The sequence below is a fragment of the Sphingomonas sp. Leaf22 genome (assembly GCF_001421715.1).
In the GTDB taxonomy this organism is placed as follows: domain Bacteria; phylum Pseudomonadota; class Alphaproteobacteria; order Sphingomonadales; family Sphingomonadaceae; genus Sphingomonas.
The window spans coordinates 1-26,187 of sequence record NZ_LMKP01000003.1 but is presented as its reverse complement, the minus strand read 5'-3'; the positions used below and the strand labels follow the sequence as shown (position 1 = coordinate 26,187).

General features: G+C 61.3%; 22 protein-coding genes and 3 pseudogenes. 13 read left to right on the top strand and 12 right to left on the bottom strand.

All coding sequences use genetic code 11. From position 1 onward, the window contains the following. Positions 1 to 6: 6 nt before the first annotated feature. Positions 7 to 303, bottom strand: a complete 297-nt coding sequence (locus ASE70_RS02690; RefSeq protein WP_162236187.1) for an ArsR/SmtB family transcription factor — start codon at positions 301 to 303, stop codon at positions 7 to 9. A 206-nt stretch (positions 304 to 509) separates the two neighbouring features. On the opposite strand from ASE70_RS02690, the gene ASE70_RS02685 reads away from it, so the two are divergent. The 5 genes from ASE70_RS02685 to ASE70_RS02665 all read left to right on the top strand — a co-directional run bounded on the left by ASE70_RS02685 (position 510) and on the right by ASE70_RS02665 (position 4,671). Further along, a complete protein-coding gene (locus ASE70_RS02685) occupies positions 510 to 1,307 on the top strand; it encodes a hypothetical protein (RefSeq protein ID WP_056399257.1) in 798 nt (265 codons plus the stop codon). Positions 1,308 to 1,419: 112 nt separating this feature from the next. Further along, positions 1,420 to 2,298 carry a 3'-5' exonuclease gene (locus tag ASE70_RS02680; RefSeq protein WP_056399254.1) on the top strand — a complete coding sequence of 293 codons (879 nt, stop codon included), beginning with the start codon at positions 1,420 to 1,422 and terminating at the stop codon, positions 2,296 to 2,298. A gap of 44 nt (positions 2,299 to 2,342) precedes the next feature. After that, complete coding sequence (locus ASE70_RS02675) at positions 2,343 to 3,170, top strand: hypothetical protein (protein WP_056399251.1); 828 nt, start codon at positions 2,343 to 2,345, stop codon at positions 3,168 to 3,170. Between the two features lie 2 nt (positions 3,171 to 3,172). Then, complete coding sequence (locus ASE70_RS02670; protein WP_056399246.1) at positions 3,173 to 3,976, top strand: hypothetical protein; 804 nt, start codon at positions 3,173 to 3,175, stop codon at positions 3,974 to 3,976. Beyond that, positions 3,973 to 4,671 carry a hypothetical protein gene (locus ASE70_RS02665; protein ID WP_056399243.1) on the top strand — a complete coding sequence of 233 codons (699 nt, stop codon included), beginning with the start codon at positions 3,973 to 3,975 and terminating at the stop codon, positions 4,669 to 4,671. The genes ASE70_RS02670 and ASE70_RS02665 overlap by 4 nt, the downstream gene beginning before the upstream one ends. 130 nt (positions 4,672 to 4,801) lie before the next feature. On the opposite strand, the gene ASE70_RS02660 is transcribed toward ASE70_RS02665, so the two are convergent. Next, positions 4,802 to 5,161, bottom strand: a complete 360-nt coding sequence (locus ASE70_RS02660; protein WP_056399240.1) for a hypothetical protein — start codon at positions 5,159 to 5,161, stop codon at positions 4,802 to 4,804. A 283-nt stretch (positions 5,162 to 5,444) separates the two neighbouring features. On the opposite strand from ASE70_RS02660, the gene ASE70_RS02655 reads away from it, so the two are divergent. The 6 genes and pseudogenes from ASE70_RS02655 to ASE70_RS20505 all read left to right on the top strand — a co-directional run bounded on the left by ASE70_RS02655 (position 5,445) and on the right by ASE70_RS20505 (position 14,209). Continuing rightward, positions 5,445 to 7,403: an ATP-dependent nuclease gene (locus tag ASE70_RS02655; protein ID WP_200909504.1), complete on the top strand. Its 1,959-nt coding sequence runs from the start codon at positions 5,445 to 5,447 to the stop codon at positions 7,401 to 7,403. A 209-nt stretch (positions 7,404 to 7,612) separates the two neighbouring features. Next, positions 7,613 to 8,533 (top strand): uracil-DNA glycosylase, encoded by a 921-nt coding sequence (locus ASE70_RS02650; RefSeq protein WP_082438941.1) that lies wholly within the window; start codon positions 7,613 to 7,615, stop codon positions 8,531 to 8,533. Between the two features lie 146 nt (positions 8,534 to 8,679). After that, positions 8,680 to 9,699 carry a hypothetical protein gene (locus ASE70_RS02645; protein ID WP_056399234.1) on the top strand — a complete coding sequence of 340 codons (1,020 nt, stop codon included), beginning with the start codon at positions 8,680 to 8,682 and terminating at the stop codon, positions 9,697 to 9,699. Between the two features lie 783 nt (positions 9,700 to 10,482). Beyond that, positions 10,483 to 12,858 (top strand): annotated as a pseudogene (gene hsdR / locus ASE70_RS02640) (EcoAI/FtnUII family type I restriction enzme subunit R); the annotation flags it as partial. Between the two features lie 127 nt (positions 12,859 to 12,985). Continuing rightward, complete coding sequence (locus tag ASE70_RS19050) at positions 12,986 to 13,780, top strand: site-specific integrase (protein WP_082450579.1); 795 nt, start codon at positions 12,986 to 12,988, stop codon at positions 13,778 to 13,780. Positions 13,781 to 14,017: 237 nt separating this feature from the next. After that, complete coding sequence (locus ASE70_RS20505; protein ID WP_156355936.1) at positions 14,018 to 14,209, top strand: hypothetical protein; 192 nt, start codon at positions 14,018 to 14,020, stop codon at positions 14,207 to 14,209. Between the two features lie 86 nt (positions 14,210 to 14,295). Here the strand turns inward: ASE70_RS20505 and ASE70_RS02625 are convergent, their stop codons facing one another. The 9 genes from ASE70_RS02625 to ASE70_RS02595 all read right to left on the bottom strand — a co-directional run bounded on the left by ASE70_RS02625 (position 14,296) and on the right by ASE70_RS02595 (position 23,381). Further along, positions 14,296 to 15,279 (bottom strand): TerB family tellurite resistance protein, encoded by a 984-nt coding sequence (locus ASE70_RS02625; protein ID WP_056501197.1) that lies wholly within the window; start codon positions 15,277 to 15,279, stop codon positions 14,296 to 14,298. A 3-nt stretch (positions 15,280 to 15,282) separates the two neighbouring features. Beyond that, complete coding sequence (locus ASE70_RS02620; RefSeq protein WP_156355934.1) at positions 15,283 to 15,687, bottom strand: hypothetical protein; 405 nt, start codon at positions 15,685 to 15,687, stop codon at positions 15,283 to 15,285. A gap of 762 nt (positions 15,688 to 16,449) precedes the next feature. Further along, on the bottom strand, positions 16,450 to 17,727 hold the full coding sequence (locus ASE70_RS02615; protein WP_056501193.1) for a pilus assembly protein TadG-related protein: 1,278 nt from the start codon (positions 17,725 to 17,727) through the stop codon (positions 16,450 to 16,452). Between the two features lie 62 nt (positions 17,728 to 17,789). Continuing rightward, the gene (locus ASE70_RS02610) at positions 17,790 to 18,326 is read right to left on the bottom strand and encodes a TadE/TadG family type IV pilus assembly protein (protein WP_056501189.1); all 537 of its coding nucleotides are present in this window, start codon (positions 18,324 to 18,326) and stop codon (positions 17,790 to 17,792) included. Next, entirely contained in the window at positions 18,323 to 18,862 is a 540-nt protein-coding gene (locus ASE70_RS02605) for a TadE/TadG family type IV pilus assembly protein (protein ID WP_056501186.1), read from the bottom strand. Before ASE70_RS02605 ends, ASE70_RS02610 begins: the two co-directional genes overlap by 4 nt. Positions 18,863 to 18,909: 47 nt before the next feature. Further along, complete coding sequence (locus ASE70_RS19465; RefSeq protein ID WP_156355933.1) at positions 18,910 to 19,143, bottom strand: hypothetical protein; 234 nt, start codon at positions 19,141 to 19,143, stop codon at positions 18,910 to 18,912. Positions 19,144 to 19,214: 71 nt separating this feature from the next. Further along, positions 19,215 to 20,192, bottom strand: a complete 978-nt coding sequence (locus ASE70_RS19040) for a glucokinase (protein ID WP_082450572.1) — start codon at positions 20,190 to 20,192, stop codon at positions 19,215 to 19,217. Between the two features lie 433 nt (positions 20,193 to 20,625). Further along, positions 20,626 to 22,119, bottom strand: a complete 1,494-nt coding sequence (locus ASE70_RS02600) for a diguanylate cyclase domain-containing protein (RefSeq protein WP_056501184.1) — start codon at positions 22,117 to 22,119, stop codon at positions 20,626 to 20,628. A gap of 149 nt (positions 22,120 to 22,268) precedes the next feature. Continuing rightward, complete coding sequence (locus tag ASE70_RS02595; protein ID WP_082450570.1) at positions 22,269 to 23,381, bottom strand: glycoside hydrolase family 43 protein; 1,113 nt, start codon at positions 23,379 to 23,381, stop codon at positions 22,269 to 22,271. An 871-nt stretch (positions 23,382 to 24,252) separates the two neighbouring features. Here ASE70_RS02595 and ASE70_RS02585 point away from each other — a divergent pair. Both ASE70_RS02585 and ASE70_RS02575 read left to right on the top strand, forming a co-directional pair. Continuing rightward, a pseudogene (locus ASE70_RS02585) lies at positions 24,253 to 24,545 on the top strand (IS481 family transposase); the annotation flags it as partial. A 157-nt stretch (positions 24,546 to 24,702) separates the two neighbouring features. Continuing rightward, positions 24,703 to 25,853 (top strand): IS3 family transposase gene (locus tag ASE70_RS02575; RefSeq protein WP_156355931.1). Its coding sequence is split into 2 segments (ribosomal slippage): positions 24,703 to 24,967 and positions 24,967 to 25,853, totalling 1,152 coding nucleotides; the frame shifts between segments, so codons are not numbered across the junction. A gap of 16 nt (positions 25,854 to 25,869) precedes the next feature. Here the strand turns inward: ASE70_RS02575 and ASE70_RS20090 are convergent. Continuing rightward, positions 25,870 to 26,187 (bottom strand): annotated as a pseudogene (locus ASE70_RS20090) (hypothetical protein); the annotation flags it as partial.

Here is a 26,187-nt window from a genome sequence, read left to right as displayed (position 1 = left end):
TATCGCCTACCGCGGCTTGGTCACAGGATGGTCCCCGCGCGCAGTCCTGCCGCGTCGACACGCGTGGTCCAGGAATTCGCTGAGCCCCTCGGCCGGACCGGTCTCGGCACGGTAGATCACGCTTCGACCGATCTTCTCCGACGAGACGAGGCCCGCTCGTTCGAGGATGGCTAGGTGGGCGCTCATCGTGTTCGGCGTCGTCCCGATGGCGGTGGCGATGTCGCTCGACGCCATTCCCTGGGGCAGCGCATCGACGAGCGCGCTGAACGCCGCGAACCGGCTCGCCTGCGACAGCGCCGACATGACTTGAAGGGCATGCATCTTTTCCACTCCACGGTTCTATGCGGGCGCCGCCCCCATGCAAAGCACTCCCTCATATCGTTAGCACGGCGCTAACGCTACAATAATTCGCGAAGCGTTGTATTATTTTGTTTCGGTTCCATATTCGGTGGCGCCGGCGCCTGTCGCCTCCGCCGGCCCGACGGACATCGGCGACGATGGAGTGACATATGAACGCGATTGCCGCCGAGCGCATCGACGCCGGCCATGGACCCGAAGTAGGTATCGCCGCCCTCGAAAAGAAACCGATCGGACGCATCGGAGCGCTGTTCCCCGATCCGCTCGATGACGACGCCGACGACGACGAGGTGGTCGTGACCACGCGACGCGCCATCGGCCGCGTCGCCCTCGTGGCGACCGAGACCGCGAGCCGGTTCCAGCGCGAGGCGGTCGGGCACGATCCGATGAGCTGGATGTTCTCGCCGCGTCGCGTGTTCGACGGTGCCGCCGCCATCGACGCCTGTCGCGACCGCGACGCCTGCATGCGCGGCATCCTCGTCCACGGTCTCGGGCTCGGTCTGGATGTCGAGCGATCCGCGGTCGACGCGCTGCTCGCGAGCGACGGCGAGGACGACGACTTCGACGAGAGCGAGTTCGACTACCTTTACGGGGGCGGTGCCGGTGCCGGGGGATCGAGCCAGAGCGACCGCGACGCCGTCGCCCGCTCGACACGCCTGCGCCTGTTCACCGCGACCATCGCGGAGACGCGCGAGAATCGGATGCTGCAGGCGTTCCACGCCTCGGTGGCGCGGAGCGCGGCGGAGGTGCGCGCGCGTCTGGCCGGGCGCTTCGGCCCGGACCTCGCCGATGCGGCGGACATCCGCCTCGGCATCCATCCTTCGGCACCGCTCGTGATCGCTCTGGTGCCGAGCCCCGTGGCGGCGATGATCGTGCAGATGGGCGAGGACTGCGCGTCCTCGGCGGCGCGCACCTTCGCCGTCGACATCCAGCAGGTGATCCAGGCCTGACGGGTTGGCGATGACGGTGTGAGTGCAACTTCGGCCAAGATCGCCCGGCGATCGCTGACCGAGATCGCACCGTCCATCCAACCCCAGCGCTGTTCAGCACGGGGAGACTGACATGAATCTGCAAGTCGAGGTCGGCCGCCCCGCGGCCGGCAACGGGGACGCGCGCGTCCTCCATCCGCTCCGCCTGCACGAGGGTCCGACCGGTGACGGCGTCGGTCGCGGTCGTCACGTCGGCGTCGCGCTGGACGTTGAGACCACCGGGCTCGACCCGGCCACGGGCAAGATCATCGAGCTGGCGATCCGCCGGTTTCGGTACGACGCTGACGGCGTCATCACGGACATCGACGAGGCGTTCGAATGGCGGGAGGATCCGGGTGATCCGCTCCATCCCGACATCACCGCGCTCACCGGGCTTACCGACGCCGACGTGGCGGGTCGCGAGATCGACACCGACGACGCCACCCGGCTGCTGAGGTCGGCCAGCTTCGTCGTGGCGCACAATTCGGTCTTCGACCGCCGCTGGATCGAGAACCGCCTGCCGGACGCGCGCGGCCTTAGCTGGTGCTGCTCGATGCGCCAGGTCGACTGGCGCGCACGCGGGTTCGACGGCCGCGTCTTGGGGTATCTGCTACTGCAGTCGGGCTTCTACCACTGTGGCCACCGCGCCAGTTCGGACGTCGACGCGCTGATCCAGATGCTGCGCGGACGCGACGCCGAAGGGCGCACCGCGCTCGCTGAGATGATCGAGCGCGGTGGCAGGTCCAGCTGGCTGGTCCGTGCCCGCGGGGCCGCGTTCGACGTCAAGGATCAGTTGCGCGCCCGTGGCTATCGCTGGTTCGCCGACATCAAGATGTGGGCGAAGGAGGTCGATGACGACGACCTCGTCGGCGAACAGTTCTGGCTCGCCGCCAACGTCTACGCGGTCGAGGCCAACGCCAAGGCGCTCTGTCCCGAACTCGTCCGCATCACCCCGAGAACACGGTTCGCCTGAGCGAGCAGGATCGCACCCCCGGACCAAAATCGAAGGAGAACATCATGCCCGGCAAGAAGAAGAGCGCGTCACCCAAGTCCAACAGTTCGGCGCTGACACCGATAACCGGCACGTCACTGGCGCCCATCCTGGAGTCGCCCCGAGCCTTGGCGAAATTGCCGGGCGACGGCGGCAGCGTCGCCCGCGAGCACGGCGTCACCCTCGTGACCGACCGCCCATACGCGACCAGCGACATGACGATCCCGGCAGCCGAGATCTATTTCGTCGATGGCGCCAAACCGCGCGGGACCGGCCCGTGGCTTGGCGAGGCCGATAAGGTCGCCTGGCGGGATCCGGCCAGCGGGTACGAGTGCATCATGCTTCGCGACAGGAAGGAGGCGTACCTCAGCGGCTACGTCGGCGTTCCCGAAGGGCATCCGCTTTGGGGATGGGACCAGGACGCCGTCGCGCCGGACCTCGGCATCGAGGTGCACGGCGGACTGACCTATTCGCGCATCTGCGACGAGGACGGTCCGTCGCCGCAGCGCGGCCTCGTCATGGAGTCCCGCCGCATCTGCCACGTGCCGGTGACGCCGAAGATGTGGGAGCCGCTGAGGCACGGAAGCGAGTATCGCGTCGAGAGCGGCGGGCACGTCTGGTGGTTCGGCTTCGACTGCAACCACCTCTACGACCAGGTCCCGATCCCCGATGGTCGCCCCCGGTCGTTCCTGGCGGCCGAGACCGCGGCGGTCTATCGGGACGACGCCTACGTGGTGCGGGAGGTCACGAACCTCGCCGCCCAGTTGCGCGCCATCGCCGACGGGAAGCCGGTCCAGCCGCGCGAGGGTCCGCCGCTTCCGGCTATCGGCCTCGATCCGCGGAAAGGGGGCTGACCATGGTGGATCGCAACCGTGCCGGCGTGGACCTGCCGTGGGGCTGGTGGCTGCGCGCAAACGGCTCCAAGCTGGAGGATGAGCAGGGACGCACCTTCCGCAGCGTCCGCGATGCGTTCTGGAACGGGCGGATGGACTTCCCCGACATCCATTTCGCCCCGGAGCAGCACGAGCTGCTGTTGCGCGTACTGACCTCGATCGACGACCCGTGGACCGGAACCATCGAGCGCAGGCATGACCTGTTCGACGGCGATATGGCCATGTGGCGATTCTACATGTGCTGGCTTTCCAGCATCGGCCTGCTGGAGACCGCTGACAGATTTGGGCGTCCGGTCAGTTGCCTGGAGGCACCGCTCAGCACCGAGGGTCGATCGGTCATGCTGATGCTGCAGGCGACGCGCGAGCCGGAATGGGAGGATCTGCCCCTGCCGGAAGTCGTCGACGCGGTTGTGGCGCGAGGCCGAGGCTCGGCTCACGAGGATCGCGACCGCGCGCTTCGCTCCTTCGAGCAGGCCATCGGTCGCCGCCGCCATCTCTTCGCACGCGAACAGGTCGGGCGAACGCATCTCGTCACGCTGACCGGCATGGCGGCCGGCGCCGGCGTGCGAATGCCGACCCTTCGCGTCTCGTGGTCGACGTCGTTCACGGATGCCGAGGTCCGCGACGACTTCTTCGGCTGGTTGGCGACGCGCGTGCACCGTTGGGACGACTGGGGTGAACTCGCCCACTGCAGGGGATCGGACGTGCTCACGCAGCACCTCCTCGGCCTGATCGTGGCGTCGCATGCGCCGGGAGGTGAAGCATGATCGCCGATATGAGCATGGCCGAACTGACCATCGCCGACGAGCGGACGCTCGCCCGCGACGCGGCCGGAGCCCGGGCGCGCAAGGAGGGTCTGATGCTCGACCGTTTGGTCGAGACTATGCGCCTTGCGAGCTTCCGCTCCTACCTGGTCGCTACGGTCCACTCCATGTCGGCGATCGTGCCTGACGTGCTGGCCATGGCCGGGTCTGACGTCGGGTCCGCGCTGCAGCGGATCCGGCCCGGCCACCGGTGGCCGGGGAGCACGATGGTGCGCAAGGTGCGGCGCCGTCCGCAGTCCCCGCCATTGTTTCGCCGGGTCGCCCCGTCCCCGTCGTTCGCCAACCCCGGCACGTCTACCTATCCCCTGACGCCGCTGGTCGGTGACGCGATCATCTCGGAAGGAGCACCGGGAGAGTGGATCGAAGCGTCCATCCTGGGTGACTCCCTCGAGATCGTCCTGCGCAGCGATGGCTACGAACTGTCGACCCATGCGGGTGCTGCGCATCTGAAGCTGGCGGGGTCGTTGCCCGCCACCGTCACGGCCGCATGCGTCGGGCGTCCGCTCGTCGAGGTCGTGGATCATCCGCTTCTGCGCGCGGGTGGTTTCGTGATCGAGCGGGCGGCGCAGGTCGCGGGTTCGACGCGGCTTTCATTCGACGTCGGCCGGGTCGACATCGAGATGCCGTGGCGACCCTGACCAGCGACCCGGAGGGGGGCACGGTGGTTCGGCACGATCGGTCCGGCCAATGACCGTGCGGAAACTAGCCGGCCAAGTGCAGGATACCTTTGATTTGCTGCAGGTGGGCGGCTCGGCTCGTTGCCGAGCATCATTGTCGATCCACGGTGAGTTCGATCGATGTTTCGTCACAACCCGCATCCCTATTGGGATCGACGACGAACGATGCCGTCTCGCCTCTCGACAGTCGCTTCGTGAACGAGAACGGCAGATCCCCGTCGACAAGCGGCGCGCGTATCCCATTTGCTTCCGCAATGATCCCATTGCCGCACCTTGCTGTGATCTGGAACTTCCCGACGAACCGATAGTCGCCGTCCCGAGGCGCGATGAAGGTGACACCGGCAGTCTCGCCGTTCGGTCCGGGGTGAAAAAGGGTCTGCCCGTTGACGAATCTCATGCCCAAGTAGGTGAATCCCGGGACGATCCACTTGGTCGCGGTTGAGCGGGTCATACGGCCGCCCAGTCCACCTGAGCTGATATATACGAAGTTCAGCGGATCGGCTGCCTGACCCCTGAGCGAATACGTTGGCGGCCTCGATCAGTCCATTAAGGCCGCTGGCTCGCGGACCCGGACGGGCGGCGGGCTTCAAACGGAGTTGCGGGGGGTTGCTGTCCGAGCGGATCCATGTCGCAGATCTCTCTTCTTCGGAAGGCCGGCGGTCCGAGCTTCTACGGATATCCTATTGGCGGTGTTGACTTCCGATCCTACAACCTCGGCGAGAGGGGGCAATGACTTGAACGATGACGAGCAAACCGTGTCGGCGTCTGAACTCGAAATCAACGAGGTCGAGCCGGTTGTCGATCAGGCCGCGGCCACGGCTATCTCAACCGGGGATGAGATTCAGATTCTCAAAGATGCAGGCGATCTCACAAGCACGGTGGCCTTCGTCAGCGACATACCTGAGCCCGCCTATGATGCAGCTATGGGTGATGGGCAGCCGGCAACCGGAGTGACCGACACCCGCTCCACCCGGGCGAGACGTTGGACCCGGCTGGAGTCGATCACCGTCCGGAACTTCAAGGCGACGCAGGACGCCGTCATACCGCTCGGGCAGGTGACAATCCTTGTCGGCCCGAACGGCTCGGGCAAATCCTCCGTTCTGCAGGCGGTTCACTGGGCCGCACGCTCGGCGAGCTACATCGCCCACCGGAACACCACGGAGATGATCTCGTTCGAGCGGCTCGACTACCTGCCGAGTAGCGAGCCACTGCGCACCGCCCACAAAAGCGAACTCAAGACGGACAAGACTTCGACCCCGGTGGAGGTGATCTTCGGTCACGTTCCGATCGGCGAGGAGCGTTCGCAGGCGACGGTCAGGATCCGGGCGGCTCGCAACCGTGGCGGCATCACCGCCTACATGGAGGGCGGCGCGGCGGTGACGCCATACAAGCAACGCGTCCAGTTCATAACCGCCTACATACCCGGCCTGGCCGGACTGTCCGAACGCGAGAGCATCCTGGCGCAGCCGTCCCTCCGCAGGCAGGCGGCTAGCGGCGACGCCGGCGGCGTGCTGAGGAACATCCTGCTCAGCCTGCGCAGCCGACGCGTTACCGAGACCGACGGAAACGGTGGCGTGGCGCGGCTCGATCAGCTGAACGCCTACATCGGCACCGTGCATCCCGGCATTCAGGTCGACGTGTCGTTCGACGAGCGCGAAGACTATCACATCTCGGCCACGTACACGTCTCCGGGCCTCGGCAATCAGAACCGGCCGCTGGAGACCGCGGCCACCGGCCTGCTGCAGGTCATCCAGATCTTCGCGTATCTGATTCTCTTCGAGCCGAAGATCATGCTCATCGACGAGCCTGATGCCCATCTGCATCCCGACAAGCAGGAGAGGCTCATTGAGGCGCTTGAGCTCGCGGCGGCGGATACGGACACCCAGATCATTTTGACCACGCACAGCCCCCACATCGCGCGGAGCGCAAGCCCGGCGGTCAAGCTGGTATGGATGAACGACGGCCGGATCGAGACGGACGACGGCGAGGCGATCCGTCGCCTCCTAGGTTGGGGAGGCCTCGACAAGTCCGCGTTGTTCTTCGTCGAGGATGAGGACGACACGGCGCTTCGTGCGATCCTGCGTCAATGGCCCGAACTGTCCCGGCAGCTCGCGGTGTGCCGCTGCTTCGGCATCGAGAACCTGCCGAAGGACAAGCTGCTGAACGGCTTGCTCGTGGACGGACAGCTCAAGATCAAGGCGATCATTCACCGGGACGGCGACTTCATGTCGCCGGACGAGGCAACTACGTGGGCCGAACGCTTCAAGACGGACGGCGCGTTTGCATGGGTTACGGCCGGATGCGACGTCGAGGCCTACTTCTGCGCTGCCGCCCACCTCGTGGCCATCTATGGTGTAGATGAGGCTGTCGCCGAAGGCTGGCGTGTCGCAGCGGCCGCCAAGGTCGGGCAGGCAAAGGACACGTTCTTCGCCAAGCGGAAGGTGGTCAACTGGGAACTCTTCCCCAACGGCGGTTCACCGAGTTCGGACGCGCTGTGGGATGCGGCCGGCGGCGCCCGGCCGGAAACCGTCAAGGGTAAGAAGCTCTTGGCGGCCTTGAAGGTCGTCGTGAAGGCCGATGGTCACGACGACAAGCTGCTGAACTCCTATCGCATCGTGCCTGGTCACGAAGTAGCGCCTGATCTTCGGCAACTGCTGGAAGCGTGTCTGGCGCCAATGCCGGTCACCGCCTAATCGGAGCGTCGGCATCGCTGCTATGTAAAGCGAAGTTCTGCGCTCCGGTGGAGTCGGAAACGGCGTCACCGAGGCGGCTTCCGAGCATCATGGCGACGATCGCTACGGGGCAGCTGATATCGAGCCTGAAATCAGCGCCCCGGAGCGAGATGCTTATCGTCTGCTAGTCCAGCTACGTCGTCCCGGGAACTCCCGTGAATCGGCCAGGCATGAAGACATGTTCAATGTCGTCGTTGATGGCATACCGGTCCATGTTTGGCCCTCCATGGAATGGAGGGCTTGATCGTACGCCTGCGTCCGCGCACCTCGGCGCCATGACTACGCCATCTTCCACGGACCAGCTGTTCTCTTTGCTAGTGGAGCCGTCGTGGCGTGACGCCCTGAGGGCTGAATTCGATCAGCCATACATGGCAGAGATAGCCAACGCCCTGGAGGCGGCTGAACTGTCTGCGGAGAGTGGCGACGCGAGGGTGGCGCCTTGCCGGTCCGACATCTTCAGGGCGCTGAACCTCGTATCGGTGGATAAGGTGAGTGCCGTCATAGTCGGGCAGGACCCGTATCCTAACCCCGGTGACGCCGATGGCTTGGCCTTCAGCGTGCGTCGCGACGCCAAGCTGCCGAGCGCTCTCTCCAAGATCCTGGCCGAGGCTCGGCGAGACCTTGGGTGGAACGGGAGGAAAAGTGGAAACCTGAAGCCGTGGGCGAAGTCGGGCGTGTTACTTCTCAACGCGGCGCTGACCAACCTCGTCGGCTACACGTGGGCGCATGGCGACCTCGACTGGCCGAGGTTCACTCGGGCCGTGCTTGGCGTCATGGCGCGGCGGGAACGCAAGACCGTGATCCTTCTATGGGGAGGCAAGGCTGGCGAGTTCAAGTCGGTCTTCGACGGCACCGACCACAAGGTGCTACTCTCGGACCACCCCTGCGCCAGCCGGAAGTTGGTCGAAGGCTCGACGGACGTTCCGTTCAACGGAAGCAAGCCGTTCAGCGCAGCCAACGCTTTCCTGAGGGATGAACGCCTTCCCGAGATCGACTGGTCCTTGCCGCCGGCTGGCCCACGTCCGGCCCGCGGGCGCCGTGACGCCTCGTCCGGGCAACGAGCGTCGACGAGGCGGCGGCGATCCTCCTAGCGCTTTCGAGAGCTGGGAGGAGACGACCCCGGGCGGGTCCAGGGGCTGACGGATAGGTCTTCGAAGCGCTCCGTTCTGAGGAGACCCTTGCTGACCGAGTAGGTCGTCGGGCACGATCCACTTCGATCATGCGGAGGAGCGGTTCGATGTTGACGATGAGTTCGGACCCGAAGGTCGTCGGTCATGGATTCGAGACATGGCGTCGAGCGCTCATAGAGACTGGCGTAAGGGACGGCCTACTATGGCGCCTGCCCGAGCAACGCATCGTCTTCCGCAACCAAGCTGACAACCGTAGCGAAAGTTTGGGCGAGCGGACGGCGCTTGGGACCGACCCGACGGGCGGTTACTGGGCCGTGCAGATCAACGAGGCCGACACACCAGGCAACGCTAACGTGACCACGGGAATCGCCGTCAACGAGCAGGGAGCGCCCTTCTTGATAAGGCAGGGGCGGCTCAATTCGCCCATCGCGGGTAATCCGCACATCCTGGAGGTTGACTTTCGTCGTCTCACAAACCTTGAACCGACCCCCGTCCTGAACGGCGATACCAGCGGGAAGAAGCGGGAGTGGCACATTGTCACGCGGCTGGACGTCGATGCGGAGGACATCAGGGATGCGACCGGCCGCTTCGTCGATCGCTGCGCCTTGGCGCGACTGCGCGACGCCGAGGTCGATGGCGATCTGCCGGACACCGCGCCTGTGGAGGGACTTGGGCGTGACGAGCAGGCTGAAGGCTACACCGTCGGGCCAAGGATCGCGGTCGATGCAAAGGAGGTGCGGCGGCTGCAGGGCGAGGTGTGGCAGCAGCTCGCCCTTCTCCTTCGTTCGGCTGGCATCCTGATCGACAAGCCGAGGCACGCTGCAGGCTACGAAGTAGACGCGGTCATTGCCGCGCCCGCCGGTGCCCTCCTAGTCGAGATCAAGACGGGTAATTCGGCCGCGGATGTCTACGGTGGGATGGGCCAGCTTCAGCTCTATCCAAGGCTTCTGCCGAGGCTTGGGGACCATCGACTCGTCCTGCTGCTCCCGGGCCTGCCTCAGCCGGCGCTCGTTCGCGCGATCGATGAATGTGGCGTTCTCCTCCACACCTACCGACGCCAGTCCCCAGATGCGTATGCCAAGGTGGAGTTCGACGATGCCTTCCTGGGTCTGTGTGGACTGGACTGATGAGATCCGACCATACGACGTAGAGCAGACCGATCATCGCCGATCTGCCCGTAATGGCCACGGTGGCGTCGCCCTGTGGCGCAGTCGGGTCGGGGCAGCGAAGGTGCCAAGTAGCACTTTTTCCGCTAACCGCTTTTCATAAGTAGCAATTTTCCGGCTAAGCCGCTATAAACGCTCGTGTCACTTGCGAAGTCCTTAAGTAGCAGTGTCACCTTTCAGTAGGAAACAATGAAGCGGCCCAGCGAACGTGCGTTCGGCTGGTTGGTTGCGTGGGTCCTGTTTGGGACGCCTTTGGGTAGGAACAGCGGCTCGTGCAGAGCGAGGCGCTAATCGACAAAACATCTGAGCCCGCCTGCCCTAGCCGGTCTGTCGCTTTCCCCGCCGACACCGGACCACGCCATAATGACGGCTGACCTTAAGCCAAAGGGCGAAATGGGTAGGCTCTACGACTCATTTACGGGCGTTCATCGCCGTTCGAACTCCCCTCCCAACCCGCCATTCTTGAAGACGATTAGGCTCACTCCCTCAGCCAGCCCGTGCAGGTGCACGGAACGGCAGGGTTTGGGACATTGCGGCCATTAGGGGTAGCGCCCGTCAACGGCTGCTTCCGGCGGAACCAGACCCTTCAATTATGAGCCTTCCTATCGCTGCGCTGGCGGCGCCTTGCCTATCGGCTCCCGAGCGCAGGAACATCGAGAATGCGCCCGAATCGGCAAATTCACATGCCAACTGGCAAGATCGTCATCATGCCTCTAGGGTGAGGTCACACGGGATGGGCCTTCGATGTTCAATAAACGATCTCTGAGCGAACGAGACATTTGCACAAAATTCATAACGCCTGCTGTCAAGGACGCCGGCTGGGATGAAATGATGCAGATTAGAGAAGAGGTCAGTTTCACAAAAGGCCGCATCATCGTTCGCGGAAAGATGGTCAGTCGTGGCAAAGGCAAGCGTGCTGACTACATCCTTTATTACAAACCGAACGTCCCGCTGGCGCTGATTGAGGCAAAGGACAATACCCAGCCCATGGGCGCGGGTATGCAGCAAGCGCTGGAATATGCTGAAACCCTCGATATCCCCTTCGTGTTCGCGTCGAATGGCGATGGGTTCGTATTCCATAACCGCACGGGCGCAGGCGACACGCGCGAAATCACGTTGCCCCTGGAAGCTTTCCCGTCACCGGACGAGCTATGGCGGCAATATGCTGCTTGGAAGGGCCTGACGCCAGAAGGTGAGGAGATCGTCCTTGAAGATTACTATGACGACGGCAGCGGCAAGCAGCCGCGATATTATCAGGTCAATGCGGTCAACGCGGCCATGGAAGCCATCGCGACTGGGCAAAACCGCATTCTGCTGGTCATGGCGACCGGCACCGGGAAGACCTACACCGCATTCCAGATCATCTGGCGATTGTGGAAGGGCGGGCACAAAAAGCGCATCCTGTTTCTCGCTGACCGGAACGTGCTGGTCGATCAGACCATGGTCAACGATTTTCGGCCATTCGGCCCGGCTATGGCCAAGCTTTCCGCCAACGCGAAGACCATCGAACGTGATGACGGCACGAACATCGACCTGCCAATCGCCATGGATAAGAAGCGGCGCGTGGACACGGCATACGAGATTTATCTCGGCCTTTATCAGGCTATCACCGGGCCGGAGGAACGGCAGAAGCTTTTCAGGGAGTTCTCGCCCGGCTTCTTCGACCTCATCGTTATCGACGAATGCCACCGCGGTAGCGCGGCGGAGGACAGCGCATGGCGCGAAATTCTTGAGCATTTCTCTGACGCCACGCAGATCGGCTTGACGGCCACGCCCAAAGAAACCCGATATGCCTCCAACATCCACTATTTCGGCGAACCGGCTTACAGCTACACCCTTAAACAGGGCATCCGAGACGGCTTCCTTGCGCCCTATAAGGTCATCAAGGTCCATGTAGATCGCGACATTCAGGGCTATCGCCCCGAGAAGGGCCAGCTTGATCGCGACGGCAAAGAGGTCGAGGATCGCATCTACAATACGCGCGATTTCGATCGGACGTTGGTCCTGGATGACCGGACCAAGCTCGTGGCGCGCAAGGTTACGGAATTCTTGAAGGACAGCGGCGACCGTTACCAGAAGACCATCGTGTTCTGCGTCGATCAGGAACACGCGGCGCGAATGCGACAGGCGTTGATAAATGAGAACGCCGACCTTGCGGCAAAGAGTTCCCGCTATGTCATGCGGATTACGAGCAACGATCCCGAGGGTCAGGCGCAACTCGGGAATTTCATCGACCCCGAGAGCCCCAATCCGGTGCTGGTCACAACGTCACGGCTGCTGTCCACCGGCGTCGATGCCCAGACCTGCCGTCTGATCGTCCTCGATCGAGACGTTGGGTCGATGACCGAGTTCAAGCAAATTGTCGGGCGCGGCACGCGTGTTCACGAAGACAGTCGCAAATTTTTCTTCACGCTGATGGATTTCCGAGGGGCAACAAACCATTTCGCCGACCCGGATTTCGATGGCGAACCCGTTCAAATTTATAAGCCGGGCGAGGATGATCCTGTTACGCCACCCGATGACGACAGCACTGTCGGCGATCCCGCCGACGATCAGGGCGACCAACCGGGCGAGGACGAAATCATCATCGACGATGGCGACACGCCGGATGTGACCATCACAGATGACGGCGGCAGGCGTGGCAAGGTCTATGTCGATGGCGTGCCCGTCGTCATCGTAGCCGAGCGCGTGGAATATCTGGAAGAAAGCGGAAAGCTCGTTACCGAAAGCCTGCGTGATTTCACCAAGAAGGCGCTGCGTAAGCACTTTTCGAGCCTGGATGAGTTCCTTACCCGGTGGAATGGTGCCGAACGCAAACAGGCGCTGGTCGAGGAAATATCAGCGGAAGGCCTCGCGCTTGATGTCATTGCGGATGAACTCGGCAAGGACCTCGATCCGTTCGACCTGATTTGCCACGTTGCCTTTGATCGCAATCCGCTGACCCGCCGCGAGCGAGCGGAGAATGTTCAGAAACGCGATGTTTTCGCCAAATATGGCGAGCAGGCCCGCGCCGTATTACGCGCCCTGCTCGACAAATATGCCGACGAGGGGGTGCTCAATCTTGACGATACTAACGTGCTGCGCATTCCGCCGCTGAACACGCTCGGCACGCCAGTCCGAAGTCGTGCTGGGCGGCGACCCCGCGGCGAAGAAGGCCGACGTCAAAGCCATTCCGACCTACGCGGAACTGTCCGGCCGCCATCTGACGCACGCCAAGACCTATCAACGGTCGTACGATACGACCGAAATGTACATGCGTCGTCACATCCTGCCGCGGTGGGGCAAGCTTCGGCTGTCGGAAATCCACCAGCCGGACGTCGCGCAATGGCTCGCCGCCAAGAGTGCGGAAGGCTTGGCTCCCGCGACCGTCGAGAAGATTCGCGTCATCTTCGGCCGATCGTTCGAACTGGCGATCGAATGGAACGTGACCGGGGCGAGCCGGAACCCGACCCACGGCATCAAGCGCCCGCCCATCAACAACGCTCGCGAGCGCTATCTCAACCCCGCGGAAGCCCAGCGGCTTCAAGCGGCCGTCTCAGAGTCCCGGAATAAGCAGCTGAAATACATCGTGGCCTTGCTGCTGTTGACCGGCGCGAGAGTGTCGGAGTTGCTGAACGCGGAATGGCGGCACATTGATCTGGAGCGTCGTTCCTGGCTGATCCCCACGTCGAAAACGGGAAAGGCCCGGCACGTTCCCCTCTCGAAGCAGGCCGTCGACGTCATCCAGAGCATACCCCGGTTCGGAACATGTCCGTACCTGTTGCCGAACCCGGACACGTTGAAGCCCTTCACGGAGATCAAGCACGCTTGGCAGCACGCTCGCGACAAGGCGCGCCTGCCGGGTTTGCGGATACACGACCTGCGCCACAGCGCCGCGTCCTTCATGATCAACGCCGGCATCGATCTATTCGCCGTCGGACGGGTACTCGGGCACGCGGACCACAAATCGACCCAGCGGTACAGCCATCTGGCGAACGACACGCTGCTGGCCGCGGTGGAGGCCGGCGCGAACCGTCAAGGCGTAGACTGGACCCCATCCTAATCTCGATCTTTCGCTCGTTCCTGGCTTCGGCCGGGGACGGGCAGCTTCCTCGTTGGCTCAGGCTATTTTTTTGGGCGCAAGCCCCGATCATGAAGGTATAAGCTAATGACTACACCAAAGTCGGCGGCAGGAATAATTATCAAACCCCGCCCCATCAAACCGTCACCGGACCGTGAAGACGACGTCTTTTGCCGTTTGCGTAAGCTCATGAACGAATGTGGCGACAACCGGCATGACATGGCCGACGTACTCATCATGGCGTGCATTACTGAGGGCATCGACACCCTGCCGCGGTTACGAGCGGTGATGGGAACGCTCGGGTTCAATTCACAACATTTCGGCATCAGGATTTCGACCGGCACCGGCGCTGACCCACGGCGACACCGTTGGAATGTTGGACCAGACGGCAGATATTTCCTGCTCGAATAAGGGGAGAACGGCCATCCCTGCGTGCGTTGATCCGCGGCGTAGGGATGGCCACATTCATCTGGTCCCGCCGGCTGGTCGCAATAACGCTACTCGTCCCCGGGCGGTCGAGGCCACTCGGTGACACCCTCCGATTGCGTGGAACGCCGTAACGCTTCGGTAGCTTTCGCCCTCACTGCCAATGACACTTCGTCAAAAATGGCGGTGCCCGATTGTGTAGCCTCGACCACCGCCCCGCTCGCAGCCGTCACCGCCTTCTCGACAGTTGTTCGAACACCTTTGGCCATTCCCCTCGCTCGGCGAACCGTGTCACGGGAAAGCAGTGCGTTCTCAGCTTTGAACACAGCCTCAATCGCCGCTAAGGCTCGCGTCTCGCGCCAGGCGATCACACCGTCGGCTTCGACAACGTCGTTCAGAAACTGCATCAATTCGTGTTGCATCGCCGCCGGGTTGCAGTCCGGGCTGGCGCGTTGGAAATCGGATAGGGCTTTCGCCAACGCCGTAACCCGCCGTTCGTCGGGCCGATTTTCCAGCAGCCGCAAACCTTCCGATACATAGACCGGGTCGAAGCCCCAATCCTCTACGAAATGTCGCGCGATCGTTTCCCGCTCGGTTTCGTGGATGAAGCCGTCGGCTCGCGCAACCTGCAACGCCAATGGTGCGGTCAAGTCGAAAAGGCCGGCACCCAGCAAATCGATTGGCGTGTTGATGAACTTTGGAATGGTGTCGACGAACTTATCCGGACCGCTCGCCATCCATCGGGTTACCCCGTAATAACCGCCGCCGGCGACCAATCCCGCCACAACCAACCAGCCGAGCGGCGTCACCGCAGCTGCCGGTGCAGCCAGCCCTAACCAGCTCATTACACCGGTCGATGCTGCCGGCGCGAAGAACGAGGTGGCGACCCAAGATGATTTCGCGACCCCGACGCCGGTCCAACCAGCACCCCCAGCGTCCCACAGCGAAAAAAGCGTCTTTCGGGCGCGAAGGAGCGCATACGCGTCTTCACCTATTTGAAGCCTGTTTTTAAAGCGTAGGGTGTCAGCGACAACCCGGTCGATGCTTGCCGGCATTCGTCAGTTTCGATCCGCTGGATCGAACGATCCCGCGAAGTCCTCCACTCGCGACCGCAGCCCGCCGTCGGCGACGTCCGCGATCGCACCCATGCCGAGACCAAACGCCACCAGAAGCGGACCAAGAATGGGACCGAGCAACGCACCCAAGAGCGCCGCCGATCCAATAAGCCACCACATCGTGAAGCCGACCACGACCCCCAAAGCGATGTGGGGAAAGAGCTTCACAGCCTCGAAAACGAAGGAAAGGATGCAGCGACCTACTTCCACAAGCTGGTTCCCCACCCGCATCGTGACACCGGCAAGCTGATGCAACAGAACCTTCGCATCAGCCGAAACCGTCAACCGTTCGATGCGGTCGAGAATTTCTCGTTTCGACGCCATAGGAACGACGATTGTGTCCGCCACTGCCTTCTCCCCCCTTAGTTGCTGTTCTGTGAGTTCAGATGCTTGCCCGATTCCTCATCGTCCTCCAAGCAGGTCCAAGGACGAAATTAGACCCGAATAAGAGAGGACTGACGTGGCGGGCGACACTTGCGAGATGCGGGACGGGGCGGAATGGGTCATCGTCGGCATTGATGAGGCTCTCAAACGACCGCGCGAGGTGAAACGCTGTCCGGCTTGCCACGGCCGAGTGAAAGCGTTTCGAGCCTACAGCACCGGTACGAGAGCGCACTTTGAGCACTTTACCCTGCATCGCGGTTGCCCAACGAAGCCGACGTTCGACGGTCGGGTGACGCGCCATCCGATGGCCCTCGACTAAGATCGAGTAGCAGAAGCTGCGTTTCGTACGCCTGTTCATCCGATAAGAGCGCCAATTCCTGACCGCACAACGCCTCGATGCGTCCGCCCTCCTTCACCAGCCGAAATCGACTGTTCGCGTTCCTGCCTTATGCGACGGGCGAATCTATCGAAGAGAATTTTCGACTTCCGTCCGCCGCCGCCGCATCCCATCTTCGCCAAAATGTGCAACCGCGCCCGCTTCGGGTGAACCCGCCGACCTGTTCGGATCAGCCGCGAAGCTGTTCCCCGAGCGCCCACGCGACAACCGGTTCAATTCGCAGGAACTACGCCTGAAGGGCCGGGCTTACGTCATTCTAGAGCAGGACGGTGATCATGCCCGAGACTTTATGTCGTGGAAGATATTTGACGGCCACGGTATTGGACTGGCTAGCGTGTCAGCCGCGACGTTTGCACAGCTTTTTGAAACAGTGCGGCCAGCGCTTGCGATATGTTGCCGTCTGTCGAAACTTCGAAAAATAGGTCATCCGATGCGCAACGCTTGAGAGCCGGGGCAATTTCGGGCAACCGTGGGACGACATTGTTAACCGACCACGCCTCGTAATTGATAGATTCAGGCGTATAGGTTGTGTACAGGACAGCAATGCGAATGCCGCGCGCCTTAATAGCGTCGCACTGATCTGGGGCTATTGGACCCATTTGCCGACCGTTTATTTCCTCATCGCGCATGCCGTCGGTAATTAGGAACAATGTTGCTTTCGGACGATCGCCGGGCGTGCGAAGGCCATTTCCCGGGTTGGAAGTCACGGCGGCGTTCAGCTTGGCCAGTGATCCGGCATGCTCTGTTTGTCGATCGTACATGTAGCCGTGCATCTGCACGGCAATGGTCTCCGCCGTGGTAGCCTTTGAACTGACGTAATTGAAGTCAGCTGACGGTGTAGCGCCGGTCAGTTCACGATAATTGGCACTGCGATCGAATGTGGCGAGATAGAAGCGATAAGCCGCGCCGTTCGATGCACCCTCGCTGCGCGCGTTTGCGACCATATCGCGGATGGCGTGCTTGCCGGCATCAATTCGTAGCTCGATGCCGTTGTCATGCGCAAAGGTATAATAATCAATAATCTGACCGCTGGAATTACGAATGTTTGGATTGTCCGGGTTCGTTTGGTGACAAGCAAAGGCGCAGCCGTCAGGATTTCCGTTGCGAACCGTCCTTGACTTCAGAAAATTGATGCCGGCGGTTGTGGTCGGCAGTGCCATGGATGACGACGCATCGAGCAGCACGTAGAAATCGGTATCAGGGGCCGTAGACGCCTTCGCAGTAGCTGTACCTGAAACCGTTAGCGTTTCCTTGCCCAATATTCCGGCGAAACTGTTGGTTGATTGACCACGGTAGGTAACCGTTGACGTACGGACGAAGCCTTCTACTTGTGACGTTCCTTCAGTAACGGTAACCGAGACTTGCGCTGTGTCCGCATAGTTCAAGGGGATGAGGCCGGGCAGATCCGTGGTTTGCGCCTGAAACATAACGCGTGCCTGCGCCTGTGCAGTCGCGAGCGATTGGCGCATCATAGCTGCACTGGTTGCGGACAGTGCCGCAGCGTCCGCAGCAGCGTTCAATTCGGTCTGCAACCGCATCGCCTTTCCGTAGTCGATCGCCATACCGGTAGCGAAGGTTATCGGCACCAAGCCCAGCCCGAAGATCATCAATACGTTACCGCGCTGATTACACCCGAATGCGCGTAAGAATGATATTAGCATCGCTTGGCTCATGACAAGGTGATGGTGGAAGAGCGGCGGGGTAGTAGCCAGAGGTCATCGGAGAACGTGATTGGCCCAAAGAAACTGGAGAGCGCGTTGTCGTAGGTGTAAGCTGACTGCGTGTAGATATAGACCGTATTCGGCTGACGATACGCAGCCGGGATCGCGGTTGCGTAATAGCGTCCGGTAGCAAGCGCAGAAGCGTTGCGACTGCGGCTCCAGTCTACCCGGAAAACGGTGCCGCTGCTCTCAACCGTTATCTGGGTAACACGCAACTTGGCAGAAGCAGCGGAATACGGCATCAAGATTTTTGTCGAGGCATCCAACAAACTATCTAGTTCGCCGGTGGTCAACCCACGGTATTGCGAGGTCATATCACCTGCCGCCCGTGTCATGATCGTCGTTTTGCGCTTAGCCATAATTGCGTCGCTTAGCTGGTATACGCCAAGGAATAGGATCAGCAGCACTGGCAAAAGTATAGCGAACTCGATAAGCGCGGTTCCACGATGATCATCCAGTAGGGAAGAAAAAGGCGCGCGGATCATGCGTACGGTTCCGCCTTGAACGCCATAGTGCCTACAATCAAACGGGTGTCGCCGTCTTGATTGCTCAACTTTAGCCCCAATGGAGCTGTACCGATAGGCCAGTTGTAAAGTAGCCGCAACACAACGATGTCACCGGCACCGCCCAATTCAAAGCGCGTAGCATCTACTACCTGACCGGCGGCGTTGACGCTAACCCCGGCATCGACCGACCCAACGGCGCTCAGGTCGCTCAGCTTTCGAACGTCGACATACAGGTTGCTGCACGTCAGAAACGGCGGAAGATTGCCGCATGTTCGTAGACGAAACTGGTCTTGCGTCGTTCCCGAAGGAATTTGGCCCGTCAGCACCTCTCGGGCTGCTTTCTCTGCAGCGGTCTGCACGACGTTCTGAACGAAAAAGACAACCGCGACCTGTAGCGTGCCTATCAGCAGCGCTAAAAAACCAGCAGCACAAAGGGAAAACTCGATGGTAGCGGCACCTCGCTTATCCGCGAAAAGGCGACGAGCGATCCAACTTTTTGGAAGATCGTAATGCATCGATTGTCCATAATATTCACATATTAAGAACAGGTTAGGGCCAACCGTCATTGATTAGCGCCAGAAGATGACGGTTGCGAGTGGCAACGCGATTTCGGTTCGATGATCGAAAGCTGCCGCTGACGATCGGACAATTTCCCGACGTCAACCGGAGCCGTGCGCAGCGAGCGCTCGACGAATGGCAGCTCCGCAAGCTGGCCAACGAGCGTGTGCACGAAGCTTTCCATTGACCAGCGTCGCGTCCTGAACGCGTTGGAGAAGCTCACAGCCAGAGTCGACATGGCCGAAAAAACGCGTCGATCGCCGGCAGTATCGGTAACGACACTTTAGATGCCCTGCATCGCATACTCGGTCAGGCGCGACCCCAACGGTGTCGTAACGCTTCTCCCAAACCGACTAGCTCGGCATTCTCGTAAGAAACCAGTGATCTTGGGACATCCGAGAGTGCGCGCCGGTATTTTATCGAATTTGCGAACAGCGCCTGTGCTTCAGGTTTTCGTAAAGACGGCAGGATCGCATGAGCGACCGCTCCTGCAACCAGCAGGCCATCCCAAGCACCGAGGGTCATTACGAGGCTTCCGGCTTGCGCCCAGAACGCCTTGGCAAGCAAATCGCAAGCGGCATGTGCGATCGGATCGGTTGCCATCGATCGGGTTATTTCCTCCGGGGATTTAGCACGGGGCAAGCAACCCCGCTGGCGCGACAATGCGGTGTAAATAGCCAGCAGCCCGGGCGCGGATACCAGTCCCTCCGCCGTTACCGGTTGGCGTCCAAGTGAAAGCGATGCCGCTAAATCGGCCAACTCCGGTGTAGCAGCCGCAAAAGCACCATGCCCCGCCTCTGTTGGCAGCACCGTTACCACGCCCGTTTCGCTGCGATGGACTGCGGCGACGCCCAATCCCGACGTGATCCCCATCACCAAGAAGGTACCCGACCGTTTCGCAGGGCTTCCATTCGATCCACTGAATGCTTCCCGAACTTGCCCTTCTGCCGCGCAGAGCGCCCAAGCTTCAGCAGCGAAGTCGTTCAGTACGAGCGGCGGCTCCCCCAACATCGCTTTCAAGCCGGACCGGGACAAGAACCAGCTGGTCTTGGTGATCGATATTGCGTCTCCCCGAACCAGGCCCGGAACCGAGAACGCCGATCGACGCGGAAGGGCGGAAATGCCAAGATCGCGCTGAAAGGTCGTCAGGGCGGCAGAGACGCCGTTTACAACCTGCGCATCATACGTCCGAATGGTCTCGTGCAGAACCGAACCATTCACCGTCGACAACGCCAAGCAAACGCGCTTTCGGCCTATCGATCCTAAAACAGCGTTGTCCGCGTGCATTAGATCCCCCCATATTGGCGACGCGTTTTGCCGCTTATTATGGCAGGCACCTGTAGACCGGAATAGTTCGCAAGTAATTACGATTAGGCGATAATCTTCACATTGTTCTTATACGGTATTTGCTGGACGGTGGAGGCTTCGGGGCGAGCAGGGTTTGCACAGCGTCACGGGATGATAGGCCATTAATCGCACGTCGGCCGCTGGATGGGGCATTCGTTCCGCGGCATCAAAGTTCGCAAACTCCGCTCAAATCACGCTTATGCTGCTTGATCGCCTCGCTAACGAACCGTCGGTTGGCGTCTTGATCACTCACGGAGTAGGCGGCGGGGTCGATGTGCGCCGATCTCGATATACTCTACCCCCATCTGTGCTGCGATATATTTGGCGGCAATCGGCAGAGGGTCAGCCGTCTGCCTTGCAACTGCGAGGTTCATCAGTTCGTTGCTAATCGTAGTTGCACGTCGACGGTCACGGGTTGCTCAACGCCATAAATGCAAGCGGTTCCCCTTTGTGTGCGCTTCGCCTGATACAGTGCAAGGTCAGCACGATGGACAAGATCGATTGGGCTGGCGATGTCCGGTTCGAGAAACGCAGCGCCAATTGTTGCCGAGACGTATCGTCGAGCACCGTCACGTTCGATGACATGTTGTAGCGAGCGAAGGACGAGGCGCAGTTGCTTGTCGATACGAGCGCAATCGCGCGGGCGGGTCAGCAGCATGACGAACTCGTCGCCGCCGAGCCGCGCCACAAAGGTACTGGTGAAGGCAAGCGCACGCAGGCGCTCGCCCATGATCCGAAGAACCTCGTCGCCCGCGCCATGCCCGAAGGCATCGTTGACCGACTTGAACCCGTCCAGATCCAACAAAAGCAGGCAAAGCGGCTCCTGCTCAACGCTGGCGTGATCAACGGCCTCCCGCAGGTGCTGTTCAAAACAGGCGCGGTTCGGCAAACCGGTTAGAGAGTCGGTGTCGGCGGTCAATCGCAGCGATTGCTCGCGGGCGTAGCGATCGGTAATATCTTGGAATACACCGATCAGAGCCGTGGGACGGCCATCAACCATCTGCGCTTCGCCCATCGACCGCACGCGGCGCTTATGTCTGTCAACAGTATAGAAGTCGCTTTCAAAGTCGAACGGGGTGCCGACCGTCGCAGCGTGCTCGATCATTCCCGCGATCTCAGCGCGCCGGCCCTCGGGGTAGAAGCTCAGTCCCTGTTCGACTGACGGCATCTGTCCGACCGGCAGGCCGTAAATGGCATAGACCTGATCCGACCAATGCAGGCTCATGTCCGTCAGATCGAGCCGCCACGAACCGATGCCGGCCATTCGTTCCGCCTGCCGCAGCTGAAGGTGCTGCCGCTCCAACGCGTTAGCATGGCGCACCGCTTCCTGTGACAGACGCAACGCGGCCGCGGCACTTGAGCGGGCGGCGATAAGCGAACTCACCATCGCTGCCAGTTGCCGCAGCACCTTACGGTCCGCTGCCGACAGCGTCCGCGGCTTGGTGTCGATGATGCAGAGCGTGCCGATACCAGGCAGGTCGTCGGCGTATCCTGCAGCATGGGGACGCAACGGGACGCCAGCGTAGAAACGGATGAACGGCGCACGCACGACAAAATCATTCTCGACAAAACGTTCGTCAAGGAGCGTGTCCTCTACAATCATCATGTCGTCAGCCATGATCGCATAGCTGCAGAAAGCGTCGCCGCGCCCTACCTCAGTCGCATCCAGACCGCACTTCGCCTTGAACCATTGCCGGTGATCGTCGAGCAGCGACACCAGCGCGATCGGTACGTTCAATAGCCGCTGCGCTAGCAGCACGACCGTGTCGAATTCATGCTCTTGCGGCGTGTCGAGAATCGCGAAGCTCTGCAATTTTTGCAGCCGCTCGGCTTCACGGCGTTCGGTCGTTACAGAAGCGTGGTCCATATCGGTCGTTATTCACGTATTTTATTAAGGACTTATGGCGTTCGTGCCGATGATGCGACGATGGCGATCCGAGAGAGGTAGGCTGAAGGTTCGCTCCGCCGGAATGCTCACTCATATCCTGCTGACGAACCCGGTCCGAAACGCTGTGTTCAGTCCTTGAGCGGATTGAGCGTTTCGATCGTGCCGTCCGGACGGAACCGCAGTTCGGTAATCTTGGCCGAACGCAGGTGGTTCTTATTCGACAACTGGCTGTCGTGATACGCCAGATACCATTTGCCGTCGAACTCGAACACCGATCCGTGACTGGTCCAGCCCTGAACCGGCTCGAGGACGCGCCCGGTATATTTGAACGGCCCGTATGGGCTGTTGCCGATCGCGTAAGCCAGGAAGTGCGTGTCACCGGTCGAGTACATGTAGTAATATTTGCCGCCACGCTTGAAGGTCCACGATCCTTCGAAAAAGCGACGGTCATGATCACCGCCAAGGACCGGCTTGCCGTTCTCGTCGAGAATGGTCGCGTCGCGCAGCGGTTCGGCAAGCGACTTCATGTCGGCGGACAGACGCGCAACCTTACCCGACAAAGCAGGCTGATCGTCCTTCTTCAAATCGGTATCGCCAGCATTCGGATCATATTTGCCAGTCGCCCAGCGCTGAAGCTGACCGCCCCAGATGCCACCGACGTACAGGTAGCTTTGGCCGTCATCGTCGGTGAACACCGCCGGGTCCATTGAGTAGGCACCCTCGATCGGCTTCGGCTCCGCCTTGAACGGACCAACCGGCGTGGAAGACGTCGCTACGCCAACGCGGAACACGCCCTGCTTATCCTTGGCTGGGAAATACAGGTAATAGGTACCGTTCTTGTACGCAGCGTCCGGTGCCCACGCCTTTTCGGATGCCCATGGGATTTGCTTCAGATCGAGCGCAACCGGATGCACGGTTACCGGACCACCGGGCCGATCCATACTCAGCACCTGATAGTCATGCATCGCATACTGGCTGCCAAGATCGTCGTCCGGAATGCCGGCATCAACGTCGTGGCTGGGATACACGTAAATCTTGCCGTTGAAGACGTGCGCGGAAGGATCGGCGAAGAAGAGGTCCTTTACCAGCGGCTGCGCCAGATACCGCTTACCATCCGGGCTGCGCGGCTCCGAAGCTGCATTTTCAGACGCTACAGCATTCGACGCCGTTTCATTCTGTTCAGGGCCATTCCCCGAACAGCCAGCAAGAACGGCAATGGCGGCCACAGCCACGGAAATCATAGGCAAAATTCGCAACGGACCACCCTCTCATCCACTTGCCCGCAGCTTATGCTGCTTTCCGGTAACGCTAACATTCTACGGTCGCCATAAGCAAGAACGACGTGCCGCTCGCGATCGAACACTTGCCGTGGCATACCGGGTTATGCTGTCGTTATTCATCCTCGCGCTCCAAACCCCCGAACGGTTGTCGACGGACCTCGACATGCGCCCACCAGCCGCGGGAGAAGTTGGAGCGGCGGAACGGCGCGCGGCGCGGCAGGTGCCAGCGATCGTCGAAGTCTGCCGAAACGCCCTTGCAACGAGCGACCCCGACGGGTTCATCAAAGCGTTCGCGGATCGCAACGGACTGTCCAGTTACGGACGGGTTTCGCTGTCGACACAGTGCCAAATTTACCAAAAGGGAGTGACCGACGGGGAGGCTCTCAATCAGTCCCGTACGAAGTAGCCCGCGCAGGTATAGCGCAGGTCGATTCCGCGGCCCGTTCCAAGCCAACGCACTTTGGGTAGGCAACCGCCAAAACCCGAACTTCTGCCCGATTTGGATGTGCGTGGGTCAGCGGCAAAGGAACCAGCCGTAACGCAAAAACTTCGTTATTTTACATGTACTTACTAATCCGCTTCAGTAGCCTTCGTAATGCGGGGGTCACAGGTTCGAGTCCTGTAAGCGGCACCACCCCTTCCAGTAGGAATCTTCGGCACTTGCTCGCGAAAGGGCGTTCGGTTGGGAAGCCGCTTGGGTCGCCCTGAATAGGGAACTGGGGCCGACTTACGCTATACCCCTTTTAAGCAGGGACGCAGCTAGCGACCGGGCTAGTTGTTTGATCCCACGGTTTGATGGTGCGATCCTTTCGTTGGAATGGAAGGAAGCCGTATGGGACAGGTACGTCATGGGTGCGCCACGACCACGCACGCCGTCCGAGCAGCAATACAGCTTGTCGCAAGCTTCGCTCACGACGCTGAGCCGTGAGTTGGGGATCAATCCCAAGACCGTGGCCAAATGGCGGAAGCGGGCCACGGTCGAGGATCTAAAGACCGGGCCGAAGGCCCCCCCATTCCACCACCTTGTCCGAGGCCGAAGAGGCGATGGTTGTGGCGTTCCGCCGGCACACGCTGCTGCCGCTCGACGACTGCCTCTACGCCCTGCAGCCGTCGATCCCGCATCTGTGAGCTGCTGCCGGTCTGGTAGACACGAGGTTAAGCTACCTGCGCCTGCCGCTCGAAGTCCATGGGGCTGAGATAACCCAGGGTCGAGTGGCGTCGCGTTGGATTGGACTTGCCCTGGAAAAGTGGAGAGTTCTCCTTAAGGTGAAAGGCGAACTCGATGACGAAGCAGCGACGGTTCACGAAGGAATTTGAAAACGAAGCGGTACGGCTGGCGGCGACCAGCGGACGCACGCAGCGCGAGATCGCGGAGGACCTGGGTGTTGGGTTATCGACGCTGGTGCGCTGGATCGGCCGCAGCCGGGATCGTTTGGTGGATACGCCGGATCAAACGCCGCAGGCAGATATGGCTGCCGAGTTGAAGCGGCTTCGGCGGGAGAACGAGATCCTCCGGCAGGAGCGCGATATATTGAAGCGGGCGACCGCTTTTTTCGCCCGGGAGGGAAGTCGATGAGGTTCCAGCTCGTCGATCGGGCGAAGAAGGATTTCCCGGTCCACCGCCTCTGCCGGGTGCTCGGCGTCAGCCAGAGCGGCTATTTCGCCTGGAAGGATCGGCCGGCCAGTCGGCGCCAGCGCGATGACATGGTAATGCTGGCGCATGTCCGCTCGGCGTTCGCGCTGTCGAACGGCACCTATGGCAGCCCGCGCATGACGCGCGAGTTGCAGGATGATGGCTTTGCCATCGGGCGGCGTCGCACGGCCCGGCTGATGCGCGAGAACGGCCTGCGCGGGCGGCAGAAGCGGCGGTTCAAGCGGACCACCGACAGCGAGCACGCCTGGCCGATCGCGCCGAACATGATCGACCAGGACTTCACCGCGGCGGCACCCAACCAGAAGTGGGGCGTGGACATCTCATACATCTGGACGCGGGAGGGATGGCTCTATCTGGCCGTGGTCATCGACCTCTTCTCCCGCCGCGTCGTCGGCTGGGCCGTCGGCGACCGACTGCACCGCGATCTGGCGCTGGCGGCGTTGCGCAAGGCCCTCGTCATGCGGCGTCCGCCCGAAGGGCTCATTCATCATTCGGACCGTGGCAGCCAATATTGTTCAGTGGAGTACCAGGCCGAACTGCGTCGCCACGGCATCCGTATCTCCATGTCGGGCAAGGGAAATTGTTACGACAATGCCATGGTTGAGACGTTCTTCAAGACCATCAAATCCGAGCTCGTATGGCGTACCGTCTTCTATACCCGTTACGAAGCCGCGGATGCCATTGCCCGCTATATCGACGGCTTCTACAACCCCGTCAGGCGTCATTCCGCGCTCGACTACACCAGCCCCTCGCAGTTCGAACGAACCGCGTCACGCTGAGCAAATGCCTCTCCACTTAAGCGGGGCAAGTCCAGCGACGGGCTGTATCGTTTGTCCGCTGCCAAGCGAGGAGATCCAGATCGATCTCCCGAAGCTGCGCATGGGTATCGAGCGCCTGTTGCGACAATCTTCCAGCGATCTTTGCCGCTTCCCTCGGCACGGGAGGCCCCTCGCCGTCAATGATCTTGCTCGCCATCTCCAACGCCAGACGAATGCCTTGAGGAATGTTGATGCCGAACTCGGCAAGCAGTGCCCGCACCATGTTGACGAGCTGCGTCCGTTGCTTGACCAGCAGGTCGCGCGCCCGATGACGATCCCGTTCGCCGAGGTCCAG